The sequence below is a fragment of the Bacillus sp. FSL K6-1366 genome, from assembly GCF_037976695.1.
In the GTDB taxonomy this organism is placed as follows: Bacteria; Bacillota; Bacilli; order Bacillales; family Bacillaceae; genus Bacillus; species Bacillus subtilis.
Genome location: NZ_CP150268.1, coordinates 3992324 through 4006680 on the forward strand (window position 1 = coordinate 3992324; position 14357 = coordinate 4006680).

At 46.5% G+C, this 14357-nt stretch carries 1 protein-coding gene (cut by a window edge); it reads left to right on the forward strand.

What is annotated here, in order from left to right:
- Positions 1-14357, forward strand: the 5' portion of a protein-coding gene (gene pksJ / locus MHI44_RS20755; protein ID WP_339202577.1) for a polyketide synthase PksJ. Its footprint extends 772 nt past the window's final position; the window shows 14357 of its 15129 coding nt (coding positions 1-14357); it begins with the start codon at positions 1-3; its stop codon lies beyond the right edge, outside the window.

Consider the following 14357-nt stretch of genomic DNA (forward strand, 5'->3'; position numbering starts at 1 on the left):
ATGAGAAATAATGATAATATCCGCATATTAGCTAATCCTTCTGTCAGTCATGGTGAGCCTTTACATATATCTGAAAAGCAGCCGGCAACAATACCTGAAGTTTTATACAGAACGGCGGCGGAGCTTGGGGATACAAAGGGAATCATTTATTTGCAGCCGGATGGAACTGAGGTTTACCAATCATACAGACGATTATGGGATGATGGACTGCGTATTGCAAAGGGGCTTCGCCAATCAGGCCTGAAAGCAAAACAAAGCGTGATTTTGCAGCTTGGTGACAATTCACAGCTTCTCCCTGCGTTCTGGGGGTGTGTGTTAACAGGGGGTGTTCCGGCTCCATTAGCCGTTCCGCCAACGTATGCTGAATCGAGCAGCGGCACTCAAAAGCTGAAAGACGCATGGACGCTTCTTGACAAGCCAGCGGTGATTACGGACCGGGGGATGCACCAGGAAATGCTCGATTGGGCAAAAGAACAAGGGCTTGAAGGGTTCAGGGCAATTGTTGTAGAGGATCTGCTCAGCGCTGAAGCGGACACAGATTGGCATCAATCCAGTCCCGAAGACTTAGCGCTTTTATTGCTGACTTCAGGCAGTACGGGAACGCCCAAAGCAGTTATGCTTAATCATCGTAACATTATGAGCATGGTGAAAGGGATTATTCAAATGCAAGGCTTCACCAGAGAGGATATTACGTTTAACTGGATGCCGTTTGACCATGTCGGAGGGATCGGAATGTTGCATTTGCGGGATGTTTATCTTGGCTGTCAGGAAATTAACGTCTCAAGCGAAACAATCTTAATGGAGCCGTTAAAATGGCTGGATTGGATTGATCATTACCGAGCTTCTGTTACGTGGGCGCCGAATTTTGCGTTTGGCCTGGTTACTGATTTTGCAGAAGAAATAAAAGATAGGAAATGGGATCTGTCTTCAATGCGATACATGCTCAATGGCGGTGAAGCAATGGTAGCCAAGGTAGGGCGCAGAATACTTGAGCTTTTAGAACCACATGGACTGCCTGCTGACGCCATCCGACCTGCATGGGGAATGTCCGAAACTTCATCGGGCGTTATTTTTTCTCATGAATTTACCCGGGCTGGAACAAGTGATGATGATCATTTTGTTGAAATAGGCTCTCCAATCCCCGGCTTCTCTATGAGAATTGTGAATGACCATAATGAATTGGTTGAAGAGGGCGAGATCGGCCGTTTTCAAGTCTCGGGTCTTTCTGTTACTAGCGGTTATTACCAGCGGCCTGATTTGAATGAGAGTGTGTTTACAGAGGACGGCTGGTTTGAAACCGGAGATCTTGGCTTTTTGCGAAACGGGCGCTTAACCATAACAGGTCGTACGAAAGATGCAATTATCATTAACGGCATTAATTATTACAGTCATGCAATTGAGTCTGCAGTTGAAGAATTATCTGAAATTGAAACTTCTTATACTGCTGCTTGCGCTGTCCGTCTGGGCCAGAATTCAACAGATCAGCTGGCTATCTTCTTTGTTACTTCCGCAAAATTAAATGATGAGCAAATGTCTCAGCTTCTTAGAAACATACAATCCCATGTCTCACAGGTGATCGGAGTCACCCCGGAATATTTGCTGCCTGTACAAAAAGAAGAGATTCCAAAAACGGCTATCGGAAAGATCCAGCGCACCCAGCTAAAAACTTCATTTGAAAATGGAGAGTTCGACCACTTGCTACACAAACCCAATCGGATGAACGATGCAGTCCAGGATGAGGAGATACAGCAAGCAGACCAGGTGAAAAGAGTAAGGGAAGAAATACAGAAGCATCTGCTCACCTGTTTGACTGAGGAGCTGCACGTTTCCCGCGATTGGGTGGAGCCAAATGCAAATATCCAAAGTCTTGGTGTGAATTCTATCAAGATGATGAAGCTCATTCGATCGATCGAGAAAAACTACCATATCAAACTAACAGCCAGAGAGATACATCAATATCCTACAATTGAACGCTTAGCCAGCTATCTATCAGAACATGAAGACCTCAGCAGCTTGTCTGCTGACAAAAAGGGCACGGACACATATAAAACCGAACCGGAAAGGAGTCAGGCAACTTTTCAGCCTCTCTCTGAGGTTCAAAAAGGATTATGGACATTGCAAAAAATGTCACCCGAAAAAAGTGCATATCACGTACCTCTCTGTTTTAAATTTTCGTCAGGGCTTCACCTTGAAACATTACAGCAGGCTTTCGGCCTTGTATTGAATCAGCACCCAATCTTAAAGCACGTCATCCAAGAGAAAGACGGAGTGCCATTTCTTAAAAATGAGCCAGCACTTTCAATTGAAATCAAGACAGAAAACATCTCAAGTATGAAAGAGTCTGATATTCCTGCTTTTCTTAGAAAGAAAGTAAAGGAACCGTATGTAAAGGAAAACAGCCCGTTAGTGCGTGTCATGAGCTTTTCCAGATCTGAACAAGAGCATTTTTTATTAGTTGTCATTCACCATTTGATTTTTGACGGAGTTTCGTCTGTCACATTTATACACAGTCTGTTTGATACCTATCAGCTTCTTTTAAAAGGACAGCAGCCGGAAATAGCTGTTTCTCCTGCCATTTATCATGATTTTGCGGCATGGGAGAAAAACATGCTTGCCGGCAAAGACGGTGTGAAGCATCGTACATATTGGCAGAAACAGCTATCGGGAACTTTGCCGAATCTTCAGCTGCCTAAGGTCAGCGCAAGTTCAGTGTCTGAGTTTAGAGAGGATACATACACCAGGCGGCTGTCCAGCGGCTTCATGAATCAGGTCAGAATGTTTGCGAAAGAGCATTCTGTAAATGTCACGACGGTATTCTTAAGCTGCTATATGATGCTGCTTGGCCGTTACACCGGCCAAAAGGAACAGATCGTCGGCATGCCGGCCATGGTGAGGCCGGAAGAAAGATTTGATGATGCCATTGGACATTTTCTCAATATGCTCCCGATTCGGAGTGAGCTGAACCCGGCAGACACTTTTTCTAGCTTTATTTCAAAATTGCAATTAACGATATTGGATGGGCTTGATCATGCAGCATATCCTTTTCCAAAAATGGTGAGGGATCTGAATATTCCTCGCAGTCAAGCAGGTTCACCGGTATTTCAAACCGCTTTTTTCTATCAGAATTTTCTTCAATCCGGAAGCTATCAAAGCTTGCTGAGCCGCTATGCTGACTTCTTTTCTGTCGATTACGTTGAGTATATTCACCAAGAGGGCGAATACGAATTAGTATTTGAACTGTGGGAAACAGAAGAAAAAATGGAGCTGAACATCAAGTACAATACTGGGCTGTTTGATGCGGCTTCTATATCCGCCATGTTCGACCATTTTGTTTATGTAACAGAGCAGGCGATGTTGAATCCTTCTCAGCCTTTAAAAGAGTATTCTTTATTACCTGAGGCAGAGAAGCAGATGATTCTCAAAACATGGAACGCCACAGGAAAAACGTATCCATATATAACTTTTCATGAGTTGTTTGAGCAGCAGGCGAAAAAGACGCCTGATAGAGCGGCTGTCAGCTATGAAGGTCAAACATTGACGTATCGGGAGCTTGATGAAAGAAGCACACAGCTGGCCATTTATTTGCAGGCGCATGGAGTGGGTCCTGACCGTCTGGCGGGGATCTATGTGGATCGATCGCTGGACATGCTAGTGGGTTTATTAGCGATCCTCAAGGCTGAGGGAGCGTATGTGCCGCTAGACCCGTCCTATCCGGCTGAACGATTAGAATACATGCTTGAGGACAGTGAAGTTTTCATTACACTGACGACATCGGAATTAGTAAATACGTTGAGTTGGAACGGTGTCACAACAGCTCTTTTAGATCAAGATTGGGATGAAATTGCTCAAACAGCCTCTGATCGAAAAGTGCTTACACGCACTGTCACGCCAGAGAACTTGGCATATGTCATTTATACATCCGGCAGCACAGGAAAGCCAAAAGGTGTCATGATACCACATAAAGCTTTGACAAACTTTCTCGTTTCGATGGGGGAAACACCAGGTCTTACGGCAGAGGATAAAATGCTTGCTGTCACAACCTACTGTTTTGATATCGCAGCTCTGGAATTATTTTTGCCTTTAATAAAGGGCGCACACTGCTATATTTGTCAAACGGAGCATACAAAAGACGTTGAAAAACTGAAACGGGACATCCGCACGATCAAACCGACAGTGATGCAGGCAACCCCCGCTACGTGGAAGATGCTCTTTTATTCAGGCTGGGAAAATGAAGAGAGCGTGAAAATTTTATGCGGTGGCGAAGCATTGCCTGAGCCATTAAAACGATATTTCTTAGATACGGGCAGCGAAGCCTGGAATATGTTCGGGCCAACCGAAACAACTATCTGGTCAGCGGTTCAGCGCATTAACGATGAATGCTCTCATGCCACGATAGGAAGGCCAATCGCCAATACACAAATCTATATTACGGATTCTCAGCTCGCGCCAGTGCCGGCAGGTGTCCCGGGTGAGCTGTGCATTGCAGGAGACGGTGTGGCGAAGGGCTACTACAAAAAGGAAGAATTAACGGATTCGAGATTCATTGACAACCCTTTTGAGCCTGGGTCTAAGCTTTATAGAACGGGAGACATGGCCCGCTGGCTTACGGGAGGGCGAATTGAATATATAGGCCGCATCGATAATCAAGTAAAAATCCGCGGATTCCGTATTGAACTTGGTGATATTGAAAGCAGGCTTAGTGAGCATCCCGGCATTCTGGAATGCGTTGTGGTCGCAGATAAGGATAACCTAGCTGCCTATTATACAGCTAAACATGCAAATGCTTCTCTCACAGCGAGAGAGCTGCGTCATTTTGTGAAAAACGCTTTGCCTGCCTATATGGTGCCTTCTTATTTTATTCAGCTTGATCATATGCCGTTAACTCCGAACGGAAAGATAGATAGAAACAGCCTTAAGAATATCGATTTATCAGGGGAGCAGCTAAAGCAAAGGCAGACCTCTCCTAAGAACATTCAGGATACTGTTTTTACCATTTGGCAGGAAGTGCTGAAAACGAGTGACATTGAATGGGATGACGGATTTTTCGATGTGGGCGGGGATTCGCTTCTCGCGGTCACTGTGGCTGATCGTATCAAACATGAACTATCCTGTGAGTTTTCTGTCACAGACCTGTTTGAGTATTCAACGATTAAAAATATCAGCCAGTACATCACTGAACAGCGAATGGGCGATGCAAGTGACCATATGCCGACAGACCCGGCAGCTCATATAGAAGATCAGTCTACCGAGATGAGTGATCTCCCGGACTATTATGACGATAGTGTGGCGATTATTGGCATATCGTGTGAATTTCCAGGGGCAAAAAATCATGATGAATTTTGGGAGAACCTCAGAGACGGCAAGGAAAGCATTGCGTTTTTCAATAAAGAAGAGCTTCAGCGCTTTGGCATTTCAAAGGAGATAGCGGAGAATGCCGACTATGTCCCTGCTAAAGCTTCAATTGAGGGGAAAGACAGATTTGATCCAAGCTTCTTTCAAATCTCTCCTAAAGACGCTGAATTTATGGACCCTCAGCTTCGGATGCTGCTGACTCATTCATGGAAAGCAATAGAAGATGCCGGTTATGCTGCGAGACAGATTCCGCAAACCAGTGTTTTTATGTCGGCAAGCAATAATTCTTATCGCGCGCTGCTGCCGTCAGATACAACAGAGAGCCTAGAGACGCCGGACGGCTATGTTTCGTGGGTGCTTGCACAGAGCGGGACGATTCCGACAATGATTTCTCATAAGCTCGGGCTGAGAGGGCCAAGCTATTTCGTTCATGCCAACTGCTCATCATCTCTGATTGGATTGCATTCTGCCTATAAAAGCCTGCTGTCGGGTGAATCTGATTATGCTTTAGTTGGCGGTGCAACGCTGCATATCGAGTCAAATATCGGATATGTGCATCAGCCTGGGCTGAACTTTTCGAGTGATGGACATATTAAAGCTTTTGACGCTTCAGCTGACGGAATGATAGGCGGTGAGGGCGTTGCTGTTGTATTGCTGAAAAAAGCAGCTGATGCAGTAAAGGACGGGGATCATATCTATGCCTTGCTGAGAGGCATTGGTGTAAATAACGACGGCGCTGACAAAGTCGGCTTTTATGCTCCAAGCGTTAAAGGCCAGGCTGACGTGGTCCAACAGGTCATGAATCAAACGAAGGTACAGCCTGAATCCATCTGCTATGTAGAAGCACACGGGACCGGAACGAAGCTGGGGGACCCGATCGAGCTGGCGGCTTTAACAAACGTTTACAGGCAATATACAAATAAAACGCAATTTTGCGGCATTGGGTCGGTGAAAACCAATATCGGACATTTAGATACAGCCGCCGGTCTTGCGGGCTGCATTAAGGTCGTGATGAGTCTTTATCATCAAGAGCTTGCACCGAGTATCAATTATAAGGAGCCGAATCCAAATACAGACTTAGCCAGCTCTCCTTTTTACGTCGTCGATCAAAAGAAAACGTTAAGCCGTGAGATCAAAACGCACAGGGCTGCACTTAGCTCGTTCGGGCTTGGCGGGACAAATACCCATGCCATTTTTGAACAATTCAAAAGGGATTCAGATAAGAGAAAGATAGACGGAACCTGCATTGTCCCGATCTCGGCGAAAAATAAAGAGAGGCTGCAAGAGTATGCAGAAGACATTCTGGCCTATTTGGAAAGAAGAGGGCTTGAGAACAGCCAGCTGCCTGATTTTGCGTATACCCTTCAGGTGGGGCGCGAAGCGATGGAGCATCGCGTTGTCTTTATTGCCGATCATGTAAATGAGTTAAAACAGAGGCTCACAGATTTTATCAATGGAAAAACAGCGATTGAAGGCTGTTTTCAAGGAAGTAAGCACAATGCCAGAGAGGTTTCATGGCTGACGGAGGATGAGGACAGCGCTGAACTCATACGTAAGTGGATGGCCAAAGGAAAAGTAAACAAGCTTGCAGAAATGTGGAGCAAGGGAGCGCATATAGATTGGATGCAGCTTTACAAGGGAGAGCGCCCAAACAGAATGAGTCTGCCGACTTATCCATTTGCAAAGGAACGATACTGGCCGTCGCAGGATGACCGCAAACCGGTGGCGCAGATATCCGGAAATCAGACAGGAATCGGCTCTATTCATCCATTGCTTCATCAGAATACATCTGATTTTTCTGAACAGAAATTCAGTTCGGTTTTCACTGGTGACGAATTCTTCCTAAGAGACCATGTGGTAAGAGGAAAGCCTGTGCTTCCTGGTGTTGCGTACCTTGAAATGGTGTACGCGGCTATAAACCAGGCGGCAGGAAGTGAAATTGGCCAAGATGTCAGAATCAGATTGAATCATACAGTCTGGGTTCAGCCTGTTGTGGTTGACAGACATTCAGCTCAAGTGGATATCAGTCTCTTTCCTGAAGAAGATGGAAAAATCACCTTTGACATTTACAGTACACAGAAAGACGGGGACGACCCTGTTATTCATAGTCAAGGCAGTGCGGAGCTGGCATCTGCCGCCGAAACGCCAGTCGCAGACCTCACTGAAATGTCACGCCGCTGCGGCAAAGGAAAGATGTCGCCTGATCAATTTTACGAAGAAGGCAGAAGCAGAGGAATGTTCCATGGTCCGGCCTTTCAAGGAATTAAGAATGTGAATATAGGAAACAGAGAGGTTTTGGCGCAGCTGCAGCTTCCAGAAATCGTTTCTGGAACGAATGAACAGTTTGTGCTGCACCCAAGTATCATGGACTCCGCCTTGCAGACAGCAACAATATGCATCATGCAGGAATTGACGGATCAAAAGCTGATTTTGCCATTTGCGCTTGAGGAGCTTGAGGTGATCAAAGGGTGTTCTTCTTCTATGTGGGCTTATGCTCGCTTAAGTGACAGCGATCACTCCGGAGGGGTTGTTCAGAAAGCGGATATCGATGTCATTGACGAGAGTGGAAGCGTATGTGTCAGGATCAAAGGATTCTCAACGAGAGTATTAGAAGGGGAGGTTCATATTTCAAAGCCTTCATCACGGCACGAACGCTTAATGCTTGAACCGGTGTGGGAAAAACAGAATGAAGAACGAGAGGACGAAGATCCTTCGTACACGGAGCATATCATTGTTCTCTTCGAAACTGTACGAAGTGTCACAGACAGCATTGCCTCCCACATGAAAGATGCCCGTGTGATTACTCTAAACGAAGCTGAAGGACATATTGCTGAACGTTATCAATGTTACATGCAGAACATTTTTGAACTCCTGCAAAGCAAGGTCCGTGAGCTTTCTGCAGGCCGTATCATCATTCAAGCGATTGTTCCGCTGGAAAAAGAGAAGCAATTGTTTGCCGGCGTTTCCGGTCTGTTTAAAACAGCAGAAATAGAGTTCAGCAAACTGACTGCTCAGGTCATCGAAATTGAGAAACCTGAAGAGATGATAGACCTTCACCTCAAGCTGAAAGACGACAGCCGGAGACCATTTGACAAACAGATTCGATATGAGGCTGGATACCGTTTTGTGAAAGGCTGGAGGGAAATGGTGCTTCCTTCAGCTGATACGCTTCACATGCCGTGGAGAGACGAGGGTGTTTATCTAATCACAGGCGGAGCAGGAAGCTTAGGCCTTCTGTTTGCAAAGGAAATTGTCAATCGAACTGGCCGGTCTACTATTGTGCTGACGGGACGATCTGTTTTAAGTGAGGATAAGGAAAACGAGCTGGAGGCTCTTCGAAGCATCGGAGCGGAGGTTGTCTATCGAGAGGCTGATGTAAGTGATCAGCATGCGGTTCGTCATCTTTTGGAGGAAATCAAAGAAAGATATGGCACTCTCAATGGAATTATTCACGGTGCAGGCAGCATTAAAGATCACTTCATCATTCATAAAACGAATGAAGAGTTTCAAGAGGTGTTGCAGCCAAAAGTGAGCGGGTTGTTACATGTAGACGAATGCAGCAAGGATTTCCCATTGGACTTTTTCATTTTCTTCTCATCTGTTTCGGGATGTTTAGGAAACGCTGGACAAGCCGATTATGCGGCAGCCAATTCGTTTATGGATGCATTTGCTGAATACCGCCGTTCTCTTGCGGCATCAAAAAAGAGATTCGGCTCCACCATTTCCTTCAATTGGCCGTTATGGGAAGAAGGCGGTATGCAAGTCGGCGCTGAAGATGAAAAGAGAATGCTGAAAACGACGGGAATGGTCCCGATGCCGACAGATAGTGGCTTGAAAGCATTTTATCAGGGGATAGCATCTGATAAGCCGCAAGTTTTTGTGATGGAAGGACAGCTTCAGAAAATGAAGCAAAAACTGCTTTCCGCAGGATCGAAAGCCAAGCGGAACGATCAGAGAAAGGCGGATCAGGATCAAGGACAAACTAGAAAATTGGAAGCAGCCTTAATCCAAATGGTTGGCGCAATTTTGAAAGTAAACACTGACGATATCGATGTCAACACAGAGCTGAGTGAGTACGGATTCGACTCAGTTACATTCACTGTCTTTACAAACAAGATCAACGAAAAATTTCAGTTGGAGCTAACACCGACCATTTTCTTTGAATATGGCAGCGTCCAAAGCCTGGCTGAATATGTAGTTGCTGCGTATCAGGGCGAATGGAATCAAGATGCTACTGCTAAAGGCAAAGATGAAAGAACAAACTTAGTGCACAGTTTAAGCAGCCTGGAGGCATCATTAAGCAACATGGTCAGTGCAATTTTAAAAGTAAATAGTGAAGATATTGATGTCAATACAGAGCTGAGTGAATACGGATTTGATTCCGTTACATTTACGGTCTTTACAAACAAGATAAACGAAGAATTTCAGTTGGAGCTAACGCCGACCATTTTCTTTGAATATGGAAGCATCCACAGCCTGGCTGAGTATTTGACCGTTGAACATGGTGACACCCTGGTTCAGGAGCGCGAAAAACCAGAGGGGCAGGAAGAGTTACAGACAAAATCCCCTGAAGCGCCGAAAATCACATCACGTAGAAAGCGCCGCTTTACACAGCCTATTATTGCAAAAGCAGAAAGAAACAAAAAGCAGGCTGCCGATTTTGAGCCGGTTGCAATTGTCGGCATCAGCGGCCGATTCCCTGGCGCTATGGATATAGACGAATTTTGGAAAAACCTAGAAGAAGGAAAAGACAGCATCACAGAAGTTCCAAAAGATCGATGGGATTGGCGGGAGCATTATGGAAACCCAGACACTGACGTCAATAAAACCGACATCAAATGGGGCGGGTTTATTGATGGTGTCGCAGAGTTTGATCCGTTGTTTTTTGGTATTTCGCCGCGAGAAGCTGATTATGTAGACCCTCAGCAGCGCTTGTTAATGACATACGTGTGGAAGGCACTGGAAGATGCGGGTTGCTCGCCGCAAAGCCTTTCGGGTACAGGGACTGGTATCTTTATCGGTACGGGAAACACCGGTTATAAAGATCTATTCCATAGAGCGAATCTTCCAATTGAAGGCCATGCTGCTACAGGTCATATGATTCCTTCGGTAGGCCCGAATAGAATGAGTTATTTTTTAAATATTCATGGTCCGAGCGAGCCAGTAGAGACGGCTTGTTCCAGTTCTCTTGTAGCCATTCACCGTGCTGTGACTGCGATGCAAAACGGTGATTGTGAGATGGCGATCGCTGGAGGCGTGAATACGATCTTAACCGAGGAGGCGCATATTAGCTACAGCAAGGCGGGCATGCTCAGCAAAGACGGCAGGTGTAAAACCTTCTCTGCCGATGCGAATGGCTATGTCAGAGGCGAAGGGGTCGGAATGGTCATGTTGAAAAAGCTGGAAGATGCCGAGCGCGACGGAAATCATATTTACGGCGTTATTCGGGGGACAGCGGAAAATCACGGCGGAAGAGCCAATACCCTGACATCGCCTAATCCGAAAGCACAAGCTGATTTGTTGGTGCGTGCATATCGCCAAGCAGGCATAGATCCAAGCACTGTCACATATATCGAAGCACATGGAACAGGGACGGAATTGGGCGATCCGATTGAAATAAATGGGCTGAAAGCCGCGTTTAAGAAACTATCCAATATGAGAGGCGAGAGCCAGCCGGATGTTCCGGATCACCGTTGCGGCATCGGCTCAGTTAAAAGCAATATCGGTCATTTAGAGCTAGCAGCAGGTATTTCCGGTTTGATCAAGGTGCTTTTGCAAATGAAGCATAAAACGTTAGTGAAAAGCCTGCATTGCGAGACGCTTAATCCTTATCTTCAGCTGACTGACAGTCCGTTTTACATCGTTCGGGAAAAACAGGAATGGAAGTCTGTCACAGATCACGACGGAAACGAGCTTCCGCGCCGTGCGGGAATCAGTTCGTTTGGGATTGGCGGAGTAAACGCGCATATTGTGATTGAAGAATATATGCCAAAAGCCAATTCAGAACACACGGCTACAGAACAGCCAAACGTAATTGTGCTGTCGGCTAAAAATAAAAGCAGGCTAATGGATCGTGCTTCGCAATTGCTTGAGGCGATTCGCAATAAAAAATATACAGATCAGGAGTTACACCGCATCGCTTACACCCTGCAGGTCGGGCGCGAGGAAATGGATGAGCGTCTGGCGTGTGTTGCGGGGACGATGCAGGAACTTGAAGAGAAACTGCAGGCGTTTGTTGACGGTAAGAAAGAAACAGACGAATTTTTCCGGGGACAGTCTCATCGAAATAAAGAGACCCAGACTATTTTTACAGCGGATGAAGATATGGCGTTGGCACTTGATGCTTGGATCAGAAAAAGAAAATACGCCAAACTTGCTGATTTATGGGTCAAAGGGGTCTCAATCCAGTGGAACACATTATACGGAGAGACCAAACCGCGCCTGATCAGCCTCCCTTCATATCCGTTTGCGAAGGATCACTATTGGGTGCCGGCAAAGGAACATTCAGAAAGAGACAAAAAAGAACTGGTTAATGCGATTGAAGATCGGGATGCATGTTTTTTGACGAAACAATGGAGTTTGAGTCCAATTGGCTCAGCAGTGCCGGGGACAAGAACTGTTGCCATCCTGTGCTGTCAAGAGACAGCAGATTTAGCAGCAGAAGTGTCTTCGTATTTTCCGAATCATCTCTTAATAGATGTGAGCCGGATAGAAAATGATCAGTCAGACATTGATTGGAAAGAGTTTGACGGCCTAGTGGATGTCATCGGATGCGGTTGGGATGATGAGGGCCGGCTGGATTGGATTGAATGGGTGCAAAGACTGGTTGAATTCGGGCATAAAGAGGGGCTCAGGCTGCTTTGTGTGACGAAGGGGCTCGAATCGTTTCAAAACACATCTGTCCGGATGGCTGGCGCCTCACGGGCTGGGTTGTATCGAATGCTCCAATGCGAGTACAGCCATCTTATATCAAGGCATATGGATGCTGAGGAGGTTACTGATCATCGCCGTCTCGCGAAGTTGATCGCTGATGAGTTTTATTCCGATTCTCATGATGCCGAGGTTTGCTACAGAGATGGTTTACGGTATCAAGCTTTTCTAAAAGCTCATCCGGAAACAGGTAAGGCCACGGAACAGAGCGCGGTCTTCCCGAAAGATCATGTGCTTCTCATTACAGGCGGCACACGAGGCATCGGACTATTATGCGCCCGTCATTTTGCAGAGTGCTATGGAGTGAAAAAACTGGTGCTGACCGGACGAGAACAGCTTCCACCGCGAGAGGAATGGACTCGTTTTGACACCTCGAACACATCAGTTGCCCAGAAAATCCAGGCAGTGCGGGAGCTGGAAGCGAAGGGTGTACAGGTGGAGATGCTGTCGCTGACGTTATCTGATGATGCTCAGGTTGAGCAAACGCTGCAACATATCAAGCGAACATTAGGACAGATTGGCGGTGTCATTCATTGTGCAGGTCTGACGGATATGGATACGCTGGCATTTATCCGAAAAACTTCAGATGATATCCAGCGGGTGATGGAACCTAAGGTGTCAGGTCTTACAACGTTATATCGCCATGTGTGTAACGAGCCTTTACAGTTTTTTGTCTTATTTTCTTCTGTTTCAGCCATTATTCCGGAGCTTTCGGCGGGACAAGCTGACTATGCGATGGCCAATTGCTATATGGATTATTTTGCAGAAGCACATCAGAAACATGCGCCGATCATCAGTGTTCAGTGGCCGAACTGGAAAGAAACCGGTATGGGTGAAGTGACAAATCAAGCGTATCGGGACAGCGGCTTGTTGAGCATTACGAATTCAGAAGGCTTACGTTTTCTAGATCAAATTGTATCGAAAATGTTCGGACCGGTTGTTCTCCCTGCAATGGCGAATCAAACAAACTGGGAGCCGGAACTGCTGATGAAGAGGAGGAAACCGCATGAGGGCGGTTTGCAGGAAGCTGCTTTACAGAGCCCGCCAGCCAGAGACATTGAAGAGGCCGATGAAGTTTCCAAATGTGATGGATTATTATCTGAAACACAGTCCTGGCTTGTTGATCTGTTTACCGAAGAGCTGAGAATAGATCGTGAAGACTTCGAGATTGACGGGTTGTTTCAGAATTATGGCGTGGATTCGATCATTTTGGCACAGGTGCTCCAGCGTATAAACCGCAAATTAGAGGCAGCGCTCGATCCATCGATTCTATATGAATACCCAACAATTCAAAGGTTCGCAGATTGGCTGATCGGTTCTTATTCCGAAAGGCTGTCCGCTTTATTCGGAGGCAGGATATCGGATGCATCAGCACCTTTGGAGAACAAAATAGAGGCGGAGGCAGCTGTTCCTGCGAAGGATCGAGCTCTTACACCTCAGATTCAGGCGCCAGCGATTTTGTCACCGGACTCTCATGCAGAAGGTATTGCCGTTGTCGGACTCTCTTGCCGATTCCCTGGGGCAGAGACATTGGAGTCATATTGGTCGTTACTATCCGAGGGGCGTTCGTCAATCGGCCCGATTCCGGCAGAGCGTTGGGGCTGTAAGACGCCATATTATGCCGGCGTGATAGATGGCGTCAGCTATTTTGATCCTTATTTCTTTTTGCTTCACGAAGAAGACGTAAGGGCGATGGATCCGCAAGCACTGCTCGTGTTGGAAGAGTGTCTGAAGCTCTTGTATCACGCCGGTTATACACCTGAGGAAATAAAGGGCAAGCCCGTCGGTGTTTATATCGGAGGCAGAAGCCAGCACAAACCTGATGAAGACAGCCTTGATCATGCCAAGAATCCGATCGTGACAGTCGGCCAAAATTATTTAGCGGCTAATCTTTCACAATTTTTTGATGTCCGCGGCCCGAGTGTTGTAGTTGACACCGCATGCTCGTCAGCTTTGGTCGGCATGAATATGGCCATTCAGGCGCTGCGTGGCGGAGATATTCAATCCGCCATAGTCGGCGGTGTCAGCTTACTGAGCTCAGATGCCTCTCACAGGCTGTTTGACCGGCGCGGCAT